This is a genomic window from Flavivirga abyssicola (assembly GCF_030540775.2).
In the GTDB taxonomy this organism is placed as follows: Bacteria; Bacteroidota; Bacteroidia; order Flavobacteriales; family Flavobacteriaceae; genus Flavivirga; species Flavivirga abyssicola.
Window position 1 is genome coordinate 1,068,603 of the sequence record NZ_CP141266.1, and the last position, 23,021, is coordinate 1,091,623.

Consider the following 23,021-nt stretch of genomic DNA (forward strand, 5'->3'; position numbering starts at 1 on the left):
TAGCAACCCATCATTTTAAAATATGTTTGGTTTCCTATAAAACACATCTTTGTTTTATCATATTAATCAACAAAAACTTGATGGCATGAAAAATACAGCTTTAATTATTCTGATTTCGATCCTAACAATTACTGGGAGTAATTCTCAACAAGAAGTTAAATTTACAGAAAACGACTCTGTTCCAGACTTCTATCGTCAATATAGCTCTTTTACCAATCCAGGAGAATATGCATATTTGTACAAAAACCTCCCTGATTCTTTGCCTGAGCTTTGTAAATTAATCAAATCACAATTTATACACCCCTATGCGGAATTACCAAAGTATAGCGATTCAATTCCCAAAGAAAGATGGAAAGAAGCTGAAAAATATCCAACAGTAAAATCTATTTTAGAAGGACTTTTGTCATATGATCCACAAGGGTTAATAGAAAATCGAAAACTAGGAGACCGCTTGATATTAACTTGCAGACAAAATGCCATCTTACTGGCATCCATATTAAAATATCGTGGCATTCCGACCAGAGTCCGTGTAGGTCATGCCACATACTTAATACCTGATTTTCATGTAAGTCATGTCATCTGTGAAGTATGGAATAAAAATGAAAACAGATGGATGCTTGTAGATCCTAGTATGGATATGGTCGATTTTAGCAAAGATAAATTTGATTTTAGTAATGATGCCTGGCTACAATTACAACAAAAAGAAATAGATCCAAACTTATTTGGTATTCCAGGAAAGTATTCCGGACATCTTTCAATAGTAGCAAAAATTAATTCAGATTTGGCATTCATATTGGGAACCGAATATACGGTCTATCAATATTCTAATATGCTAAAATATGCTTTTGAAAACAACAACCAGTTGGCTGATGAGCATATTGAAATTTTAAATAGCATTAGTAAATTAATGAAAACACTTGATGCAAAAAACCTAAGAAAATTACAAGAAATATACGATAATACACCCGAAATACATATTACAAGGTCGTTTTTAAGTGAACAAAAGCCTAAAAATTCGACGAATGAAAATACCGTAAATCAATCTATTAGTAAGCCTAATATTGAGTTTGTAGATATACCAGGAGGAACATTTACTATGGGAAGCCCTACAATTGAATATGGCAGAAAAAATGATGAAATACAACACAAAGTAACTGTAAATTCGTTTAAAATGAGTAAGTATACTATCACTGTTGAACAATATAATTTATTTTGCAAGGCTACAGACAAAAAAAAGCCATGGTATGGACCATATAGGCACGATAATAATTCTGTAACACAAATAACTTGGTATAACGCCCAGGCATTTGCCGAATGGATGGGATGCAGGTTGCCAACTGAAGCAGAATTTGAATATGCTACCCGCGCAAATACAATCACCCCTTTTTATACAGGCGATTGTCTAACAACAAATCAGGCAAATTTTAATGGCAAAAAACCTTATAAAAATTGTGAAAAAGGCATAAATAGAAATAAACCAATACCTGTAGGTAGTTTTTCTCCTAATGCCTTTGGATTATATGATATGCACGGTAATATGTTGGAATGGTGTAGTGACTGGTATGGTAAATATATTATTGAAGACAAATTGAATCCTAAAGGACCAGAAACCGGCACACTGAAAGTAGCTCGTGGTGGTGGCTGGTTTGAACCAACAAGGAATAGTCGATCAGCTTGTCGCGGAGGAGGTATTCCTCCAGGAAACAGAGGTGCTGGAATTAGTTTTAGGATAGTTAAAGACCTGTAAAACGGCTGTAATTGATTAACAATTTAAAAACACCCCACTAATAAATACAGTAATACTGAACAGTGGAATTAACAATAAGTATTTTTCGATTAAAAAATAGTTTAACTTCGACATTATAAAACAATCAATGACAAAAAACGAAAAAGGGAAATCATTATTTCAATCGTTTTTATACTAGTATCTTCAACAATTGTTGGGATACTCATTCATGGCTCAAATCTCTTTTCATCATTCCTATTCTTTATAAAGTATGCCTCAATTGGATGGGCATTCGGCTTTACTTTTTGGTTGGGTCATTCGTTAATTCGTTACTATACAGAAAAAAAACTTGATTGGAACAAAAACCCCAAAAAAGCAAATACGATTAGTTTGTTGATGTACATTGTTTTCGGGTTAATATTTTGCCCACTAATCCCATATATTTATGACCTTTGGTTGGGGATAGCTGGTAAAGAAATATTATTTGATGTATTTGTAAAAGGACTTATGGTATTTTCATTAGATATGATTGTAATTTCAATGTTTTATTCCTCTCAACTTGCAAACCATTGGAAAAAGACTATTGAAAAAAATGAAGAATTAAAAAGAGAAAACCTGATATCCAAATTTGAAGTATTGAAGAATCAAGTAAATCCACATTTTCTTTTCAACAGTTTAAACACACTTAGCGGAATAGTGGAACAAAAGCCTAAACTTGCCCCTGATTTTATAAAAAAACTTTCGGATATTTACAGGTATGTATTGGAGCAAAGTGATAAAGAATTGGTTTCAATTCATGACGAAATGAAATTTGTAAAAGATTATATTTTCCTTTCAAAAATGAGATTTAGAGAGGCTCTCATATTCCATTCGGCATTACCTCCTAAAAGCAATATACAGGTTGCCCCATTAGGGCTGCAAATGTTAGTTGAAAATGCCATCAAACACAACATCGTTGCTGATGATATGCCTCTGAAAATCAATATCAGTATTGAAGAAAGCTTTGTAGTGACAAATAACAACATTCAAACAAAAAACACAGTTATTTCAAACAAAAAAACACAAGGACTCGAAAATCTTAAAAAAAGATACACTTATTTATCTAACAAACCTGTACAAGTAATTGAATTGGATAGTGAATTTATTGTAAAACTGCCTATAATCAAGCTTTAACATATGAATTGTTTAATTATCGAAGACGAGAAAGTAGCAGCCGAAAGATTATCAGGGTTAATTAGGAAATATGATTCATCTATTGAAATCCTGAACACCATCCAGTCGGTTAAAAATACTGTTAAATGGTTAAATGAAAATCCGACAGCCGATTTAATTTTTATGGATATTCAACTGGCTGATGGTTTAAGCTTTGAGATATTTGAACAAACCATTGTGAAAACACCAGTAATTTTCACTACAGCTTATGATGAGTATGCTCTTAAAGCATTTAAAGTAAATAGCATTGATTATTTATTGAAGCCAATTGATCAAAGTGAATTGAATAGTGCAATTGAAAAATACAAAGAAAATATTTCATCTAGAGAAATACCTACACATGTATTTGATAATATTTTACATTCACTTACCAAGAATTATAAAAATAAATTTGTGATTAAAGTCGGTGAGCACATTAAAGTTTTTAAAATTAATGATGTGCAATGTTTTTACAGCATGGAAAAATATTCATTTCTTCAAACTAATGCAGGACGTGACTATGCTATCAGTTATTCACTTGACCAATTGGAAAGTTTATTAGATCCTGTCAAATTTTTCAGAATCAACCGTAAATTCTTAGTTTCATTTTCAGCTATTTCCGATATTATAAGCTATTCCAGTAGCCGATTGTTAGTCAAGCTTAATTCAAACAAATCCAAAGATTTAATAGTTAGTCGTGAAAAAGTACACGATTTTAAAAAATGGCTGGAGAGTTGATTTTAATTTCTTACTCGAATTTTAGTCATATTTTTTATTAGTTGTTAACAACTTCCCTTTTTCGTTAAAAAAACATGCCCTTTTTAAGCATTCTTAGGCTCATTTTTTAGTTGAAATAATTACTTTTGCATTTTATTGCAAATTTCAATGTAAAACATTGAAATACAGCAAAAATTTCAACCCTGAAAAACAGGAATTAAAAACCATAACACAACGACTAATGAGCAACGAAAAAACAATTAAATCTGCATTAATCTCAGTATTTAGTAAAGACGGATTAGAGCCTATCGTAAACAAATTAAATGAACAGGGTGTTACCATTTATTCTACCGGTGGTACTCAAAAATTTATAAACGATTTAGGTGTAGAGGTTGTTCCTGTTGAAGATATAACGTCTTATCCTTCTATTCTTGGTGGTCGTGTAAAAACATTACACCCTAAAGTTTTTGGAGGTATTTTAAACAGACAAAGTCATGATGGTGATGTTGCTGAGCTAGCTGAATATAAAATTCCTCAAATTGATGTTGTTATTGTTGATTTATATCCGTTTGAAAAAACAGTTGCTTCTGGTGCTAGTACACAAGATATTATTGAAAAAATAGACATAGGTGGTATTTCGTTAATTCGTGCTGCTGCTAAAAATTATGCAGATGTTATTTGTGTATCGTCTGTAGATGATTATGCTGAATTTTTAGACTTAATTTCTGAAAACAACGGCGCTATTTCTGAGGAAGACAGAAAACGTTTTGCCGGTAAAGCCTTTAATGTATCCTCACATTACGATACTGCTATTTTTAACTACTTCAACAAAGATCATAATGAAGCTGCTTTAAAAATCAGTGAAACTAAAGGTAAAGTATTACGTTATGGAGAAAACCCACACCAAAAAGGGTTTTTCTTTGGAAATTTTGATGAGTTGTTCACGAAACTTCATGGTAAAGAATTAAGTTATAACAATCTTTTAGATGTTGATGCTGCTGTGAATTTAATGGCAGAATTTAAAAATGATGCGCCTACATTTGCTATTTTAAAACATAATAATGCGTGTGGTTTAGCACAACGTAATACATTACACCAAGCCTATGTTGACGCTTTAGCAGGAGATCCTGTCTCTGCTTTTGGAGGTGTGCTAATTAGTAATACCGAAATTGACGTTGCTACAGCAGGCGACATTCATAAACTATTCTGTGAAGTTGTTATTGCGCCTTCTTTCTCTGCTAAAGCTTTAACTATTCTTCAAGGTAAAAAGAATAGAATCATACTAACGCTTCATGATATAGAATTACCAAAAATGAATGTTAGAAGTTGTTTAAATGGTGTGTTGCTTCAAGATAGAAATAGTGTAACAGATACTATAGAAGGTCTAACAAATGTTACAAATTCAAATCCTAATGATAGCGAGTTGGAAGATTTAATATTTGCTTCAAAAATTTGTAAGCACACAAAATCCAACACCATCGTATTAGCAAAAAACAAGCAATTATGTGCTAGTGGCACAGGACAAACAAGTCGTGTTGATGCTCTAGAACAAGCTATTCACAAAGCAAATTCATTTAATTTTGATTTAAACGGTGCTGCCATGGCAAGTGATGCTTTTTTCCCTTTCCCAGACTGTGTTGAAATTGCAAAAAATGCTGGTATTACTGCTGTTATTCAACCAGGTGGTTCTATAAAAGACCAATTAAGTATTGATTACTGTAATGAAAATAATCTGGCTATGGTATTTACAGGTACACGTCATTTTAAACACTAAAAAAACATACTGTTTTAAGCATCTAAAAAGTAACAAAAAGCGTATAACTAGATTATGGTATTTTTTTAGTAAAATTTGGATAAGCTTAAAACCCATATATTTATTAACTTTTATTACATTTACGGGATTCGTTTTTTAAACCACTTAAATTTTTAATAGCACATGGGCTTTTTTGACTTCTTAACCGAAGAAATTGCAATAGATTTAGGAACTGCAAACACACTTATTATTCATAACGACAAAGTTGTTGTTGATTCACCTTCTATTGTTGCACGAGATAGAGTTACAGGGAAAATAACTCATGTAGGTCAGGAAGCCAGTTTAATGCAAGGTAAAACGCATGAAAACATTAAAACAATTCGCCCGTTAAAAGATGGTGTAATTGCAGATTTTGACGCTTCAGAGCAAATGATAAGTATGTTTATTAAAAACATACCTGCTTTAAAAAAGAAATTTTTCACCCCAGCACTTCGTATGGTTATATGTATTCCTTCAGGAATTACAGAAGTAGAAATGCGTGCGGTAAAGGAAAGTGCAGAACGTGTTAATGGTAAAGAAGTTTATTTAATACATGAACCCATGGCAGCTGCTATTGGTATTGGCGTAGACATCATGCAACCCAAAGGAAACATGGTTGTGGATATAGGTGGTGGTACTACAGAAATTGCTGTTATTGCTCTTGGTGGTATTGTTTGTGATAAATCTGTGAAGATTGCGGGTGATGTTTTCACAAATGACATTGTTTACTACATGCGTACGCAACATAACTTATATGTTGGAGAACGTACTGCCGAAAAAATAAAAATACAAATAGGTGCTGCAACTGAAGATTTAGAATTACCTCCAGAAGATATGAGTGTTCAAGGACGTGATTTATTAACCGGTAAACCAAAACAAGTATCTATTTCGCATAGAGAAATAGCTAAAGCTTTAGATAAATCAATCTTAAGAATTGAGGATGCCGTTATGGAAACATTATCTCAAACACCGCCAGAATTAGCTGCAGACATATACAATACCGGAATTTATTTAGCAGGTGGAGGTTCTATGCTACGAGGTTTAGACAAGCGATTATCTCAAAAAACAGACCTTCCGGTTTACATAGCAGAAGATCCATTACGTGCCGTAGTAAGAGGTACTGGTATTACACTTAAAAATTTACCTAAATACAAAAGTGTATTGATAAAATAGAGACACCCCATTAAATCATGCAGCAGATTATTAATTTCATAATAAGAAACAAAAACTTTCTGTTGTTCTTATTGTTGTTCTCTTTTTCAATCTTATTTACCATTCAATCGCATTCCTATCACAAAAGTAAGTTTATTAATTCGGCTAACTTTCTAACCGGGGGCATCTACAATTCTGCAAATAATATTAGTGCGTATTTAAGTCTAAAGTCGCAAAACAAACTTTTATCAGAAGAAAACAAGCGTCTAAAATCACTTTTGTATAATTTAAAAAATGTTACAGAAGAGAACATACCGGACAGCCTTAAAAAGCCCTACTATTTTTCCAATGCTCAGGTTATTAAAAATAATTATTCTGCAACAGATAATGTGCTTCTAATTAATAAAGGTGCAAATGATAGCATAAAACAGGATTTTGGTGTTATTACAACTCAAGGAATTGTAGGTATTATTGATAAAACAAGCGGTAATTATGCTACCGTAATATCTATTTTAAACACAACCAGTTCAATAAGTGCGCAGCTTAAAAAAGATAACCACTTTGGAACTTTAGAATGGGATGCTAAAAACCCAGCATTTATTCAACTTACAGATATTCCAAAAATAGCTAATGTTATGGTTGGAGACACCATTGTGACTTCCGGGCGTTCTTCTATCTTTCCCAAAGACATAAATATAGGCATTGTCGAAAACTACAAACTTGATGCTGCCGAAAATTATTATGAGATTAATGTGAAACTTTTTAATGACATGACCAATCTGGAACATGTTTATATCATAGAGAATATTAATAAACCTGAGATCACAGATTTACTAAATGAATAATTTACTTTCTGTAAATAGCGTCCGTTTTATTGTATTAGTATTAATACAGGTTTTAATATTTAATAATATTAATTTCTGGGGATACATAAATCCTTATCCATACATTTTATTCATTGCTTTTTTTCCAGTAAAAAGCAACCGTGTTATGATAATCCTATCTGGTTTCTTATTAGGATTAATTGTTGATATGTTTTTGGACTCTGGGGGTATTCATGCAGCTGCTTGTGTATTTATCGCTTATGTAAGACCCGTTATATTGAAGTTTTCTTTTGGAACCATGTACGAACACCATAATATGAAATTTGGAGCCGTAGAATTTGGCTCTAAAATGACTTATATCACATTGCTTGTAGGTCTACATCATATTATTTTGTTTTCATTGGAAATATTTAGCCTGCCAAAAATAATTTTAGTACTTCAAAAAACGTTATTCTCAGGTATATTCACTATTTTATTAAGCACTATAATAACTATTATTTTTAGTAGAAAATCTAAATGAGACAGCTTTTACTTTTCGCTTCTATAATATTTGTTGGTCTTTTATTTCTATCCAGACTCTTTTACCTTCAAATATATACTTCAAATGAGTACGATTTATTTGATGATAATGCTATTAGAAAAGTATATGATTATCCAAAACGAGGGTTTATTTACGATAGAAACGGTAAACTTTTAGTCGCAAATCAACCTTCTTACGACGTTATGGTAATTCCTCGTGAAGTAGAACCATTAGACACGCTTGAGTTTTGTTCATTATTAAAAATTGATAAGGAGCAATTTATAAAAACATACAACAAAGCCAGACGTTATTCCCCTAGATTAGCATCCGTTTTTCTATCACATCTATCTAAAGAAGACTATGCTGCCTTGCAAGAAAAAATGCGAAAGTTTAAAGGGTTTTATATTCAAAAAAGATCGCTCAGACATTATCAAACAACTATTGGTGCTAATGTTTTAGGAGACATAGGAGAAGTCAACACCAGTGACCTTAAAAGGGATCTCTATTATAGAATGGGAGATTTAAAAGGAAAACAAGGTGTTGAGGCTTCTTATGAAAAAATACTCCGAGGTGTAAAAGGTATCAAGTTTATTCAAAAAGACAGATTTAATAGAAATATCGGCCCCTATAAAACAGGTAAGTTTGATACCATTCCAGAGCAAGGAAAAGACATTACCATTACTATAGATTCTAAACTGCAAGAGTATGGCGAACTACTTATGCAAAACAAACGTGGTGGTGTTATTGCTATTGAACCATCTTCAGGAGAAATATTAGCCATGGTCGCAGCACCAACATATGATCCTAATATCTTGGTTGGAAGAGAACGATCTAAAAATTTCACTAAACTTATTAGAGACTCTATAGCAAAACCATTATTTAATAGAAGTATCCAAGGGGTTTATGAGCCTGGTTCGCCTTTTAAATTAATGAATGCCTTAATTGGTTTACAAGAAGGGGTTATAACACCAAATGAAACAGTTACCTGTTATGCCGGCTATAAATATGGTAACCGTTTTATGAAATGTCACTGTTATATTGGTAAACGTAATAATATGGTTTCTGGCATACAAGAATCTTGTAATGCCTATTTTGCGACGACCTATAGAAAAATTTTAGACAAAGATGGTAATGCTTCTACTGGCATTGATACCTGGAGCAAACATGCTAAAAGCTTTGGATTAGGAAATTTTTTAAACAACGATTTATTTGTTGGGCAAAAGGGTAGAATTCCTAATAGAGCTTATTACAAACACGTATATCCTAAAACTTTTTATTCTACTTATACCATATCCAATGCTATTGGGCAAGGGGAGGTAGCCACAACGCCCATCCAATTAGCCAATATGGTGGCAGCCATAGCCAATAGAGGTTATTACTACACACCTCATATAATTAAGTCTATTGAGGACAAAACACTTCCCGAAAATTTTACAAAAGCGAAGTATACCACTGTTGATAAAGCACATTTTGAACCTGTAATTGAAGGTATGTTGCAAGTTTATAAGAAAGGAACTGCGGCGTCATTACAAGTAAAAGATATCGAAATTTGTGGTAAAACGGGTACTGTAGAAAATTTTGCTATTATAGATAGTTTAAAAACACAACTTACAGATCATTCTATTTTCGTTGCTTTTGCTCCTAAAAATGACCCTAAAATAGCGATTGCTGTTTTTGTTGAAAATGGTTATTGGGGAAGTCGTTTTGCTGGAAAAATAGCTAGTTTAATGATAGAAAAACATGTTAAAGGGGAGATTACCAGAAAAGACTTAGAGGAATGGATTTTAAGACATAGTTTGGAAGATGAATATGCGAAACCCTATTCTGGAGAACCTTTTAAAATAAATAAACAGACCAGATTACAGCTTGTTGACGATTCCGAATACAAACAACTTAAACGGCGATTAAGAAAAATACAAAACCCATAAATTAGATGGTTAGGGAAACTAACAAATATTTTAAATTTGACTGGACTACTATTATCCTTTTTTTCCTGCTAGTCGGGTTTGGTTGGTTAAATATATTATCAGCTTCTCACACAGGAGGCGATATTGATTATTTTGATTTATCTCATTCTTATGGAAAACAACTCGTATTTATTTTTTTAACATTCGTTTTAATAATCCTTTTGCTAGGTATTGATGCAAAGTTCTATGAACGCTTTTCCAGCATTATTTACTTAGTTTCCATGCTATCCCTTATCGGCCTTTTTATCTTCGGAAAAAATGTAAACGGTGCAACATCATGGTATGCTATTGGGGGGATGACCTTACAACCCAGTGAATTTGCAAAAACGGCAACTGCGCTTGCTGTAGCCAAACATATTAGTGATCTAAACACAAATATTAATAGCTTTAAAGACCAAATACAAACCTTTATAATTATCATCATACCTGCTATTTTAGTCTTATTACAGAATGACACAGGAAGTACGATTGTTTACGGAGCATTCTTTTTCGTATTGTATAGAGAAGGATTACCAAAATATTACCTCTCTATAGGTATATCGGTCATTATATTATCAGTCTTAGCATTGAAATTTGGGGCGTTAACTGCTTCAATAATTAGCTCAATTCTAATTTTAGGTTATCATTTTAAAAACAGGAAAAAGTTTTCGTTATTTCAGGCTTTATTCGCCTTACTTCTCTCCGTAGGGTTGTCTTTTGGAGTAAAATTCTTTTATCAAAATGTGATACCGCCTCATCAACAGGATAGAATAAGTCTATGGCTACGCCTGGAAAAAGATCCTGTTAAATTACAACAGATGAAAAAAACCTTTGCCTACAATCTAAACGAATCTGAAAAGGCAATTAGCTCAGGAGGTTTTACAGGGAAGGGGTTTATGGAAGGAACCAGAACAACTGGAAAGTTCGTACCAGAACAACACACTGATTATATTTTTAGCACCGTTGGGGAAGAATGGGGATTCTTAGGCTGCTCATTTGTAGTTGTTTTATTTGTTTTACTCTTGTTACGAATTCTACATTTAGCTGAATTACAAAAATCGCAATTTAGTCGAGTATATGGTTATGGTGTTGCTTCTATTATATTTATTCATTTCCTAATCAATATAGGCATGGTAATGGGGCTAATTCCTACCATAGGCATTCCTTTACCTCTATTTAGCTATGGTGGATCAGGACTTTGGGCATTTACAATTCTAATTTTTATATTTATTAAATTAGATTCTAATAGAATTAATGAATGGTAGTCGATAATCGACATTTAATTATTTCACTCTTATGAAAAAATTAATTCTTGAAATTTTTATTCTTTCATGTATTATGGGATGCTCTAGTACCAAAAACATGGAAGTGAATTCTTTTTCTTCTGATGAAATTAAACGTATTAATAGTGCTGATAGTTTAACCCCTATGCGGGTTTTTAAAATAAATAATAAAAAAGATTCTCTTTTACTAAGAACCAAAAGCAGCTACATAAAACCTGACCCAAACAATAAAGCATTACAACTTTTTATAAAAAGACTACATACCACAGTTATAGATAGTATGTCTATGGGCGTTGGTATTGCAGCTCCTCAAGTTGGTATTTTAAAAAATATTATTTGGGTACAACGTTTTGACAAAGAAAATTTTCCTTTTGAAGTATATCTAAATCCAAAGATTATTAAATACTCTGAAGACAAACAAACGGTTAAAGAAGGTTGTTTATCAATTCCTAACCGTACAGAAACATTAAATAGTAGAGCCCAATCAATAACTATTGAATACGATACTATGAAAGAAGAACATAAAACCGAAACCATTAAAAGTTTTACATCAGTTATTTTTCAGCACGAAATAGATCATTTAAGTGGTATCTTGTATTTAGATCATCTCGATAAAGAAATCCGTGATGCTAAAAAACCCAAAACAAACTAAAGATTATTTCTTCGATTTTTATCCACTAAAACGTAAATAACGAGAATCTTGGATAAGAAAATTTATCAAACTTTAAGACTTATTCAACTCTAACTTTTCAGCAAAATAATCGCAAAAATCCTTCATGGTAGCGGTCATTTTTTCATCTTGAGTCGCTCTATTAAACGTATCACTCATAGCAACTAATGTTTGATGAAAAAACACTTTCATTTCATCTACAGGCATATCTTTTGTCCATAAATCAATTCGGAGCGTTTCCTGTACTTTAGAATCCCAAACAGCAAGCATCATGGCTTTTGCTTCTTCATTTGTTATGCCTCCATCTTGTGCAGTCCAATATAATTTTTCGGGTACTCTGTTAGCATCAAGCTCTACATTCAATTCTATTTTAGAAGTCATTTTTTCAGACATTATTTGCGTGGTTTAAATTTTGAATTATTAAAAATATCTTCAGGACTAGTAATTAGCATATCTTTTAACGATAGTTTATTTTGTGCCATATAAGCTCTTACAATTTGCCAACCTGTATATTGACCCAATCGCCCTGGAGAATCGGTATCAATTTCTTCTAAATAAAATTTAGAAAACGGTGCAGGGTTTATAAATCTACCTAGTAGTTTAGAATCCGTGCTAAATAACAACTCACGTTCTACAAAGTAGCGCCAAATATAACTCTCGTTAGCAATGGCCCAATCTAGCTGTTCCTGTGAATACCCAATACGTTCGGCATCTGTTTTAAAAGGAATTACAGCATCTTTAAAATAAAGCAATTTTCCAAAATATATCATTTCATCCAGCAAGGTCTTATTTTCACCTTGATAGATGTATTTTTTTGCATATTCCTCTGCCAAATCAACCACAATTTGCTCCTTCTTTAAATTTTCACTTATATACTTCGGAATGCTACTATAAAATTCATGTTCGCCTCCTAAATATGTGTCCAAAGCCAATATAGCTATGGTATCTGTAATTATAACTCTATTCCTATAATCTACGTTACTTGTTGTGGTAATAACTCTTGGTGGAGTAAATTCTGGAAAATAATACTTTAAATGATTAAATAAAGATTCTATTTCCAGCTCCGTTTGTTCAAAATTTTGAAATTCTTTTTTAACAGCATTAAATAATGCTACTTGTAATGTATCCTTTATTCTAGCAATCCAAAACGAATCTTTATATTTTTCTGAAAACATAAAAGGATATGCCTTCTTTAGTTTTGGCAAACTTTCCTGAGTGGTGTTTGCAAATAATAAATCAAAACGTTCTACTTCAATATCTGTATTTATACTAGCTATTTCATTTTCTAAAACATTATCGTTTTTACAAGAAATAACTACAACTATTATTATTAAGCACAATAATAAATTCTTCATATAAAACTTACACGACATAAATTTTTATTAATTGGGTGATTCGTTTATTTTTGTTTGCAAAGGTACTATTCTTAGATTTAAATTCATTTAAAATGCAAACAGAAAAAGTTGTAGATTATATAGTTAACTGGTTAAAAGATTACGCAACAAATGCAGGTGTTAATGGTTTTGTAATAGGTATTTCGGGCGGTATAGATTCTGCCGTAACCTCAACCTTATGCGCAAAAACAGGCCTTAACGTGCTATGCATTGAAATGCCTATTCATCAAGCTGAAAGTCATGTAACTAGAGCACAAGAACATATAACACAACTAAAAAATCGATTTGATAATGTAAGTGATACGCGTACTAATTTAACCCCCGTTTTTGAAGCATTTAAAACTGAAGTGTTTTTTGATGGGGATCAAGCGACAATAGATATGGCTCTGGCTAATACTAGAGCACGATTACGAATGACAACACTTTACTATTACGCAGGACTTTATAAATTATTAGTGGCTGGTACAGGAAATAAAGTAGAAGACTTTGGTGTTGGTTTTTACACTAAATATGGTGATGGCGGTGTTGATTTAAGTCCAATCGCTGATTTGGTAAAATCTGAAGTCTATAAAATAGGAAGCTATCTACAAGTACCTGAGTCTATTATACAAGCGGCACCTAGCGATGGCTTATTTGGTGATGCCAGAAGCGATGAAGACCAAATAGGCGCGTCTTATCCAGAGCTAGAATGGGCAATGAAAATGGACGATGAAGGCAAAAATGCAAATGACTTTTCTGGCAGAGAATTAGATGTTTTTAAAATCTACAAACGTTTCAATACAGCAAATAAACATAAGATGATTCCTATACCTATCTGCAACATTCCCAACTATTTAATGTAGGATTTTGTAGGTTATTCAAAAAATCACTACATTTACGGCAAGCTTACTCTCTCAATTATAATACTAATCTCTAACTGAATATTATAAAAGCTTTAATTATGATAAAATTATTAATAGCAGACAACCACCCGATCACAAGAAAGGGGCTTGAGGTTCTGTTTTCTGCATCTCCCAACATTAAAATTGTAGGAAGCGTTGAAGATGGCGAGGCCATCTTGGAATTTATTAAAAAAAACCCTGTAGACATTATTTTAACCGAAGCAGATTTCCCAAAGCTAAATGGGTTAACTGTTTTACGTTATTTAAAGAACGACTATCCGGACATTAAAACCATAATTTTTAGTGGTCAACCGGAAGAAGTTTATGCCATAAACGCCATCAAAGCTGGTGCTTCTGGATATTTAAATAAATCTGTAAATGTTATCAGTATTAACGAGGCGATATTAAAAGTACACGATGGAGGGATTCATTTAAGTAACGAATTAACTCAACAATTAGCATTTGGAAATAGAGTTAATAAAAGTGGTACTTTTTACAAAAAACTCTCTACTAGAGAAGCCGAAGTGTTAAAACTTTTAACTGTAGGTAGAAAAAACAAAGAAATTTCCAAAGAGTTGGACATTAACGAAAAAACGGTTAGTACTTACAAAGCAAGATTAATGCGTAAGTTAAAAGTTACTAACTTAGTTGATTTGGTTAATCAAGCCAAACTAAGTGAGCAATTACTATAGCACACGACTTAATTTTCTAGAGAGTAGCATTTTTAAGCCAGAATAGTCTTTGACTTCTTCAAGAATATTTCTATTTACATCGTTTTTTCTTTGTAATGTTTCTTGCTGAAATTCCTTAACTTTTTGGTCTATTAAAAAGCATCTTAAGCTTAAAATCGTTTCGCTAACCAATTGTGCAATACTTTGTGTTTTTTCTTTAGGAAAAATATTCATGCGTTTCCAGTCATCTAATGTGTAACGCTCATCTTCCATTAAAATAGATGTGATTTCATTAGATGTTTGGTTATCAACTGTATTTATAAACGATTTAAGTTCAAAATGCGGATTTTGATTTAGTGCATCTATAATACTGTAATACAGATTTTTAAATTGTGCATTAGAAAATTCCATTTCATCATCTTGAAGGTCTAGAAATATTTTTTCGAAGACCTTCGCTTGATGAATTACTGGTTCTAAAATCAATTCACCTTTATCATTTTCTTTTAAAACTAAATCCTCAAAATCTTCTACTTTATTTCCATAGAGTAATAGAACTTCAATAATCTTTCGTTCTAACACATACTGTACATCAACTTTCTTTATAGGTTCCTGATGTTTGATAACCTCAAATGCTTTTTGATCTTTTTTAAACTGCTTATTTTCTTCTTGAAACTCCTTTTTATTAATTTGAGCTAGTGTACTAAACAAAACGTCTTCACTAATATCCATTATTCTGGCACACTCCTGAATATAAATTTCTTTTTTTATTTGATCCGGTATTTTAGAAATGCTATTTACAATATCTCTAACGGTATCGGCCTTTTTAATAGGATCATTTTTTGACTCTTCAAATAAAACAGAGGCTTTAAATTGAATAAAGTCTTTGGAATTCTCATCTAAATACGAAGTAAGTTCTTCCAGTGTGTTTTGTTTTGCAAAACTATCTGGGTCTTCACCTTCAGGAAAAGTACAAACTTTTACATTCATACCTTGCTCTAGAATAAGGTCTATACCTCGTAATGAAGCACGCATACCAGCAGCATCACCATCAAAAAGTACTGTGATGTTTTTTGTTAGCCTGTTTATAAGCCTAATTTGCTCGGATGTTAATGCCGTTCCAGATGAGGATACTACATTTTTCACGCCTGTTTGATGAAATTGAATAACATCTGTATAGCCTTCAACTAAATAACAATTATTTTCTTTAGCAATACCTTGTTTGGCATGATAAATACCATATAGCACGTTACTTTTATGGTAAATATCACTTTCGGGAGAGTTTAGATATTTAGCCGCTTTCTTATCATTCGTTAATATACGCCCACCAAATCCCAAAACACGGCCACTCATACTTTTAATAGGAAACATAACACGGCCTTTAAATCGATCAAAACGTTTGTCTTCTTTTACAATAGTGAGTCCCGTTTTTTGTAAATAATCAATATTATAACCTTGTTTTAAAGCTTCGTCTGTAAAGGCTTGCCATTCATCAAGCGAATATCCTAAATCAAATTTCTTTATGGTTTCCTGAGTAAATCCACGCTCTTTAAAATAGCTTAATCCAATCGATTTTCCTTGGTCTGTTTTATGAAGTATGCTTTGAAAATATGTATTTGCAAACTCACTCACTAAATACAAACTTTCGCGCTCGTTTGCTTGTTCTTTTTGCTCGTTAGATTGTTCGGTTTCCTCTATTTCAATATTGTATTTCTTAGCGAGGTATTTTATGGCTTCCGGATATGTAAAATGTTCGTGTTCCATTAAAAATGACACAGCAGTTCCTCCTTTTCCTGTCGAAAAGTCTTTCCATATTTGTTTTACAGGCGACACCATAAAACTTGGTGAACGTTCATCACTAAAAGGGCTTAAACCTTTAAAATTAGTTCCAGCCTTTTTAAGATTCACAAAATCACCAATAACTTCCTCTACACGAGAAGCTTCAAATACTTGGTCTATAGTTGTTGCTGATATCAAATTATCTTATCATACCTGTAAAACAGGTGTTTTTTTTAATTAAAATGGATTTTTGCCTTTTTTAGGAACCACCACGTAAAAGTAATACAAACTATTAATATTAAAAACTCAATGGCAACTCATCATTTCAAAAAATCAAAAATTTATTTGACAATTTACTAATCCTAACTATATTGCTACTAATACGAATTTTTATCTTTTTAATGCATCCTAAAAAGTATAAATTATACCAAAAATTCTGCATAGCCATCTGAAATGGTAGGATAAAAAGTAAAGGTTCTGTATATAAATAAGTTAGGTGCAAGCTAAAAAACCGAAATGGAAGAAATAGCCGAAAAAGAATTTATAGAGCTACTCTATTCTGAAAATTTTTCAGAATTTACTGACCTATTAATAAATTTTGAAAATGTGACCAATGTAGATTTGAATAAAGTCACACTTTCAAATAAGTTTAAAAACTGCAAATTCAAAGGTGAAAGAGTTGATTTTATGAACTTAGGAGTTTTAGCCGAATTTAATTTGACTCATTATTTTAGTTTTGATGATTGTGAATTTGAAAACGATATTTATTTTAAAGATTGCGCTGTACAAGAAATTAAATTTTCTAATATTTCAAAGCCAATTAAAAACTTACATTTAGCACCAAAAAGGCTTGGATACTTTACTTTTGAATGTGCAGAAAGTTTAGATGAGAAAATTTTTAATGAAATTAATATTACTATTCATAACTGTGAAATTATAAAATTTTTAGATTTCTTACATCTTAAATCTACTGGTAATTTAATAATTTCTCATTGTAAAATTAATCGAGTTAAAATCCACGATTCCAAATTCAAAAGAATAGATATTGACCATTGTAATTTTGCAAGTGATTTTCAATTTACTCTTAATTCTGTACAGAATAGTTATTTTAAAAATAACGAGTTTAATAAAACAAATTTTTCACTCACAGATTTCGGAATTGACACAGAATTTTCTTTTAATGATTTCACTGGAACTGCATTGTTTGAAAAACTAAAAAATGAAAATAGAACTAGAGTAAAATTTAAGAGTTGTAATTTTATGAAATACACGTATTTCAATAAATCAACTCTTTATGATTTACATATAGATACTTCAAAATTTCAAGAATTTACCTCATTTCAAGAATTAGAATTAAACTCAATATTTTTAGACAGAACCATATTTGAAAAACCTGCATTTTTTGATGACATTGAAATTTTCAGATTTAGCAAATGCAACAAAAGAACTTTAAGAAATATAAAACAACAATTATTACGAACTGATAATAAAATAGATTACGACAATTTCCGCTCTCACGAACTTAATTCATATAAAGAAGAGTTAAAGAAAAATATTGAATTAAAACCAAAAGCTAATCGAAAAAAATTGCGCAGAGATTTAACAATTTTGAGGGTAAACTCATTCTATTCAAATAACGGAACAGATTGGGTTAAAGCAATTAAAAGAACTTTATTAGTTGCAATTCTGTTCTATTCAATATTTTATGGAATTCATAATTTCGAAAAGGAAATTGATTTTTCAAATGCTTCAGGATATAGTGAATATTTTATTGGATTATTTAGATATTTCTTGCTAACTGACTTTCATAATCCTTTAGCAAATAGTAGAGAATATTTGGTAAATGTTTGGGAATGGATTCCATTCGTATTTGGAAAGATATTTATTGGAATTGGAATTTATGAAATTTTAGTTTCATTTAGGAAATTCAGGAAATAAAGCCAACTGCTAACATGTATAATCAATGCTAGTTTGTGTGTACTCGGAAAATCCTATAGATTTCCCTCTGGTTCGTTTTCTTTTACTAATTTAGACCTAGCTAACGCAACTAACCATTCACGAATACGTTATAAACATGGAACAGCCAATAACACTGAAGTAAAGTGAAAGATAATTTTATAATCCATCAACAAGCTCAAAAATACCAATGGTCAGGAGAATGTTTCTTGTCGATTAAATCATTTTATGGTGGAAAAGCAAATTATCAAGTAAAACAACGCGAATATCTAGTTGACCAAACTAATTTCTTGATTTTAAATGAATGTACTAAATATCGTTTAACAATAGACAGCTCTAGTGAAACTGAATCCTTTTGTGTATTTTTTTCACCTGAATTTATTTTAAAAGTAGTTTCAGAGTTAAATTCATCTGATGAACAAATACTTGATTTCAATCCTAGACAAGAAGGTGGAATCAGGATTTTTGAAAAAAACTATTCCCATCAAGGCATCGTATCTGAATTACTAAAAAAAGGTAGAATACAATCCGAATTGGGCATGTTGGATCTTGAAAAAGATGAATTTTATCATCAATTGTTAAATGCAATTCTTCATCAAAACACGAAAACCCTTCAGGACACAAACCGACTATCCTTCAAAAAGAAATCTACTCGAGAAGAAATTTATCAAAGAATTCTTTTTGTGAAAGACTTTATAGATAGCAACTATTCTACTAACTTAAGATTAAATGACCTTGCTACCATAGGACTATTATCAGAAAATCATCTTTTGAGGAATTTCAATCAAATTTTTGGATTAACACCGTTTCAATATATTTCCCAAAAAAGAATTCAAGAAGCTAAACGCCAAATATTGGAAAGTGATAAACCTATAAAGGATATTGCTTTAGATGTTGGGTATTCGAGTTTCGGTAATTTTAGCAATTATTTTAAAAGTATTATTGGACAATCGCCTATGGCAATGCGAAAAAGGTGATATATAGTAATCCATAAAACACCTTTATTATTTCTTTTGCTGAAAAGACCATACTATGAAATTACTAACAGCATTACTTTTCTGCACATTAATTAGCTTAACATCAAAAACTAATGAGATGATTGAAACACTTAAAACCCACATTAAAAATAAAGCATCTGAAAAAGCAATTTCATTCATAAAACAAAACTCAGAAGTTTTAAACCTGGAAGATGAAAACGGAAGTTCGGGGCTAATGATAATAGCTTACAGCGGACTTGATAAAGTGTTTGAGCAAGCTATCGAATTAAAAAAAACATTTTCATTTCACGAAGCTATTGTGTGTGGAAAAAAGGATCTAGTCGAAGACTATCTGGTCAAATCTAATTCTAACTTGATAAATACCTATTCAAACGACGGATTCACTCCCTTATCTTTAGCTGCCTTTTTTAATCAAACCGAAATCGCAAAATCATTGATTAAGCTGGGTGCTAACCCTAATTTATCGGCAAAAAACCCATCAAAGGTTAATGCTCTTCATGCTGCAATTGCAAAAGAAAATTATGAACTATGCAAATTGTTAATCGAGAATGGAGCAAATGTAGATGCTGTACAGATGCAAAACGTCACAGCTTTACATTCTGCTGTTCACAGAGGAAACCTTGATTTAATAAAACTTCTCATTGAGAATAACGCATCAATTGACTCAAAAATGGACAATGGAGATACGGCTTTGATCATTGCGAAAAGAGAAGGTCATGAGAACATTGAAGCATATTTATTGGACAAACAGAACTAAAAAGGTCAGTACATAAAACTTAACGTCAGTTTAATTTTTTTTACACAAACAATATTTCAAGTGTTTGTTATTTTGACAGAGTAAAGTATAAGCCTTTCGACTTTATAAACTTTCGAGAAATCTCATAAGGATGGGATTCCTCCTTGTTCCCGATTCAAATGACAAGCAACAAAAGCCTTAAACTAATCCTTTAAAAATGAAACCCAAAAGTACCCGTAATACCAAACTTTCTAGCATCTGGATAATCAACCTCATCTAAATAATTACCTCTGAAGTTAAAATCTAATCTGAATACCTTAAAAATATTGCCAATACCTAAACTGTATTCGTAATACATTTCATCAGACGGTGCAACTAAAGGAATCTCATTAATGTTACCTGTAGTACTCAGTAAAACATTCTCATCAGAAATCTCTCCCCACACACCACGTATACTCACAATTTCACGGAGATTAAGCTTCCTTAAAAGTGGAATTCGTGAAAATATACGTCCGTTAAAATTATGTTCTAAATGCAACGACATATAGGTATCTGACACAAATTCGTAAAAGTCTAATTGAGAAAAGGTATTATAAATAGAAAAATACGTTTGATTTCCGGGTATAACGCTTAATAAGCCTAACGGCACTTCTCCAAAGGTCTTCCCCGCTTCTACCGTTGTAGTTAATCGTCCAAAGCCACCAACTTGCCAAGGCTGTATATAAGAGAACTGCACTTTAGTATAATCGAAATCACTATCAAGTACACTCTTATCACCTCGCGTTACTTGTGCAAATAACCGTGCAAAATCATCATTAGCAACACGACGTTCTACACCAAAACCTGTCATCTTTCTTTTAGGAAAGAAGGACATCGATAATGTAGTTTCAAACTGCTTGATTTCCGATTCTATACCTGTTGGTGTATTATAATCCAAACTAAAAGTAGGTGAAGCAGATTCTAAAGTCCTGTAATTTCCTCCCAACCTAAAAATAACATTACGCCATGGTTCTGCTTCAATAGCTAAACTGGTTAAATTTATAGAAGTTAATTTATCATTGGCACCTGTTCCAACAACAGATGAGGATGCTAAACTTCTTCCTAAAACATCTGTAGAAGTTGTTAAACTCGCTCCTATTTGTTCAACATCACGACGATTTCCTCCAGAAATAATAAGTCTGCTCTTTTTATCTAATAGCCACTTACCAGAAATACCATATTTAAATTTATTATCCTCAAAACCATAAGCAACGAATCCTTCTAATCTCCAAAGATCATTTCTTCCAAAATAAGTACGTCCACCTGCTCGCAAACGTAATCCTTCCACTTCATTAAACCCAAAGGTTGAAAAAATAGGCCCGTAATCTAATGGTAAGGTATTAAACTCTATATAACCTGATGTTAAAATACTCCCTAAGTTATATAGTTGCTTGAATTTCTTAACTGTTTTTAACGTGTCAAGCATTTTGTAAACACCTTGCTCATCCTTGTTTAAAGCTTCCATTCGATTCTCTTTCCAAAATGCATCCCCTCTATGATAAACATCCTTATCATAATTATAAACTTCTTGGTCATAGAATTTATCATCCAAATCTTTATCAAACGTATAATTATCATATAAGGTGGTACGCTTACCATAAACACCACGCGATTTTTCTTTTTTATTAAAAGCAAAATCAGACATCATATAATCACGTTTAACAAGAAATAACGAATCGTTTAACACTTCAAACTCTTGCTCTATATAAATCTCTTTTACCCAGTTAATATTAGCACTTTTTGAAGCTTGTAAATTAATTTCTTTAATAGCATATGTAGTATCTGCTACCCAAAAATCACCTTTAAAAGTAAGCTCGTTTTTTCGTCTTGGATAATAAATAATATTGTAACACCATTTATTATCTATAAATGTACTATCGGACAACACATAATTATAAGTACTAATTCCTGTTTTAGACAAAGGGCTAACAAAACTCTTATCAAAAAACTTTAAGTAATTATCGTATACGTTATAATCGGAATATAAATCATTAACAAAATCAATCACCATCTGATTGTCGCTAAATCCAGAGTTTTTATTTCCTTTTAAAACTTCTTTTTCTTTATTAATAGTGTTATCTCCATATACTCTTGAAACGGCTTCGTTTATAAACATTGGTAGATATGTTTTACCAGTAACTCGAGACGTATCTACTTCGTTAAAAACAAATTCCATGCCTCTAAAAAGCCTACTCTTAATAAGTGCGCTATCAATAGTATTAATATCAAATTCTACTTTTTCGTATTTATCGTATTCGTATTGTTTATATAGATTTAAACCATTTTTACGTTTATGCTCCCAGATTTTTCTAAGTAAGTCTATAGCAGGATTATTCTTTTTAGATTGTTTTCCTGTGGTTATAACAACTTGATCTAATTCTCCCAGTTCTTCTTTAAGCGTAAACTTTAAATTATAATTTACTTTTTTTTCTAAAGACACATGTAATGTTTCATATCCAATAAAAGACACCGTGAGTCCTGTCCATGTTTCATCAGATTCTAAATAGAACTTCCCGTTTTCGTTTGTTATGGTTCCTATGGTTGATCCTTTAAAAATGACGTTCGCAAACGATACAGGCTCATTAAACTCATCAAACACGTAACCACTGACTTTAGTTTGGGCTATAGTGGAAATAATTCCAAAGAAAAAAAATGCAATAAGTAGTCTTATTCTCATAATACGAAACAAAAACAAAAAAAACTTCATCAACAATCGTGCTAATGAAGTTTCTATAACGTAAAAAATATT

19 protein-coding genes are annotated in these 23,021 nt (G+C 31.7%); 15 read left to right on the forward strand and 4 right to left on the reverse strand.

What is annotated here, in order from left to right:
- The first annotated feature begins 85 nt into the window (after positions 1–85).
- The 10 genes from Q4Q34_RS04240 to def all read left to right on the forward strand — a co-directional run bounded on the left by Q4Q34_RS04240 (position 86) and on the right by def (position 11,803).
- The gene (locus Q4Q34_RS04240) at positions 86–1,747 is read left to right on the forward strand and encodes an SUMF1/EgtB/PvdO family nonheme iron enzyme (protein ID WP_303318526.1); all 1,662 of its coding nucleotides are present in this window, start codon (positions 86–88) and stop codon (positions 1,745–1,747) included.
- Between the two features lie 375 nt (positions 1,748–2,122).
- Positions 2,123–2,899 carry a sensor histidine kinase gene (locus Q4Q34_RS04245; RefSeq protein ID WP_330444586.1) on the forward strand — a complete coding sequence of 259 codons (777 nt, stop codon included), beginning with the start codon at positions 2,123–2,125 and terminating at the stop codon, positions 2,897–2,899.
- Between the two features lie 3 nt (positions 2,900–2,902).
- Positions 2,903–3,655, forward strand: a complete 753-nt coding sequence (locus Q4Q34_RS04250) for a LytR/AlgR family response regulator transcription factor (protein WP_303318528.1) — start codon at positions 2,903–2,905, stop codon at positions 3,653–3,655.
- Between the two features lie 220 nt (positions 3,656–3,875).
- A complete protein-coding gene (gene purH, locus Q4Q34_RS04255; protein ID WP_303318616.1) occupies positions 3,876–5,408 on the forward strand; it encodes a bifunctional phosphoribosylaminoimidazolecarboxamide formyltransferase/IMP cyclohydrolase in 1,533 nt (510 codons plus the stop codon).
- 162 nt (positions 5,409–5,570) lie between these two features.
- Positions 5,571–6,599, forward strand: coding sequence for a rod shape-determining protein (locus Q4Q34_RS04260; RefSeq protein WP_135877250.1), 1,029 nt, complete (start codon positions 5,571–5,573; stop codon positions 6,597–6,599).
- A 17-nt stretch (positions 6,600–6,616) separates the two neighbouring features.
- Positions 6,617–7,423 carry a rod shape-determining protein MreC gene (mreC, locus tag Q4Q34_RS04265; protein ID WP_303318529.1) on the forward strand — a complete coding sequence of 269 codons (807 nt, stop codon included), beginning with the start codon at positions 6,617–6,619 and terminating at the stop codon, positions 7,421–7,423.
- Complete coding sequence (locus Q4Q34_RS04270) at positions 7,416–7,922, forward strand: rod shape-determining protein MreD (protein WP_303318530.1); 507 nt, start codon at positions 7,416–7,418, stop codon at positions 7,920–7,922. Before mreC ends, Q4Q34_RS04270 begins: the two co-directional genes overlap by 8 nt.
- Positions 7,919–9,850 (forward strand): penicillin-binding protein 2, encoded by a 1,932-nt coding sequence (mrdA, locus tag Q4Q34_RS04275; RefSeq protein WP_303318531.1) that lies wholly within the window; start codon positions 7,919–7,921, stop codon positions 9,848–9,850. Before Q4Q34_RS04270 ends, mrdA begins: the two co-directional genes overlap by 4 nt.
- A 5-nt stretch (positions 9,851–9,855) precedes the next feature.
- The gene (rodA, locus tag Q4Q34_RS04280) at positions 9,856–11,133 is read left to right on the forward strand and encodes a rod shape-determining protein RodA (protein WP_303318532.1); all 1,278 of its coding nucleotides are present in this window, start codon (positions 9,856–9,858) and stop codon (positions 11,131–11,133) included.
- Between the two features lie 31 nt (positions 11,134–11,164).
- On the forward strand, positions 11,165–11,803 hold the full coding sequence (gene def, locus Q4Q34_RS04285) for a peptide deformylase (protein WP_303318533.1): 639 nt from the start codon (positions 11,165–11,167) through the stop codon (positions 11,801–11,803).
- Positions 11,804–11,875: 72 nt separating this feature from the next.
- On the opposite strand, the gene gldC is transcribed toward def, so the two are convergent.
- Positions 11,876–12,214, reverse strand: a complete 339-nt coding sequence (gene gldC, locus Q4Q34_RS04290) for a gliding motility protein GldC (RefSeq protein WP_303318534.1) — start codon at positions 12,212–12,214, stop codon at positions 11,876–11,878.
- Complete coding sequence (gene gldB / locus Q4Q34_RS04295; RefSeq protein WP_303318535.1) at positions 12,214–13,176, reverse strand: gliding motility lipoprotein GldB; 963 nt, start codon at positions 13,174–13,176, stop codon at positions 12,214–12,216. The genes gldC and gldB overlap by 1 nt, the downstream gene beginning before the upstream one ends.
- 92 nt (positions 13,177–13,268) lie before the next feature.
- On the opposite strand from gldB, the gene nadE reads away from it, so the two are divergent.
- Positions 13,269–14,057, forward strand: a complete 789-nt coding sequence (gene nadE, locus Q4Q34_RS04300; RefSeq protein ID WP_303318536.1) for an NAD(+) synthase — start codon at positions 13,269–13,271, stop codon at positions 14,055–14,057.
- Between the two features lie 98 nt (positions 14,058–14,155).
- Positions 14,156–14,788 carry a response regulator gene (locus Q4Q34_RS04305; protein WP_135877240.1) on the forward strand — a complete coding sequence of 211 codons (633 nt, stop codon included), beginning with the start codon at positions 14,156–14,158 and terminating at the stop codon, positions 14,786–14,788.
- On the opposite strand, the gene dnaG is transcribed toward Q4Q34_RS04305, so the two are convergent.
- Positions 14,783–16,741, reverse strand: coding sequence for a DNA primase (gene dnaG / locus Q4Q34_RS04310; RefSeq protein ID WP_303318537.1), 1,959 nt, complete (start codon positions 16,739–16,741; stop codon positions 14,783–14,785). The two genes, Q4Q34_RS04305 and dnaG, sit on opposite strands and share 6 nt — an antisense overlap.
- A gap of 318 nt (positions 16,742–17,059) precedes the next feature.
- Between dnaG and Q4Q34_RS04315 the strand changes: the two genes are divergently transcribed.
- From Q4Q34_RS04315 to Q4Q34_RS04325, 3 genes are all read left to right on the forward strand, one after another.
- On the forward strand, positions 17,060–18,481 hold the full coding sequence (locus Q4Q34_RS04315; protein WP_303318538.1) for a hypothetical protein: 1,422 nt from the start codon (positions 17,060–17,062) through the stop codon (positions 18,479–18,481).
- A gap of 164 nt (positions 18,482–18,645) precedes the next feature.
- Complete coding sequence (locus Q4Q34_RS04320) at positions 18,646–19,476, forward strand: helix-turn-helix domain-containing protein (protein WP_303318539.1); 831 nt, start codon at positions 18,646–18,648, stop codon at positions 19,474–19,476.
- A gap of 55 nt (positions 19,477–19,531) precedes the next feature.
- On the forward strand, positions 19,532–20,254 hold the full coding sequence (locus Q4Q34_RS04325; protein WP_303318540.1) for an ankyrin repeat domain-containing protein: 723 nt from the start codon (positions 19,532–19,534) through the stop codon (positions 20,252–20,254).
- Positions 20,255–20,444: 190 nt separating this feature from the next.
- Here Q4Q34_RS04325 and Q4Q34_RS04330 read toward each other — a convergent pair whose 3' ends face one another.
- Entirely contained in the window at positions 20,445–22,949 is a 2,505-nt protein-coding gene (locus tag Q4Q34_RS04330) for a DUF5686 and carboxypeptidase-like regulatory domain-containing protein (RefSeq protein ID WP_303318541.1), read from the reverse strand.
- Positions 22,950–23,021 lie beyond the last annotated feature (72 nt).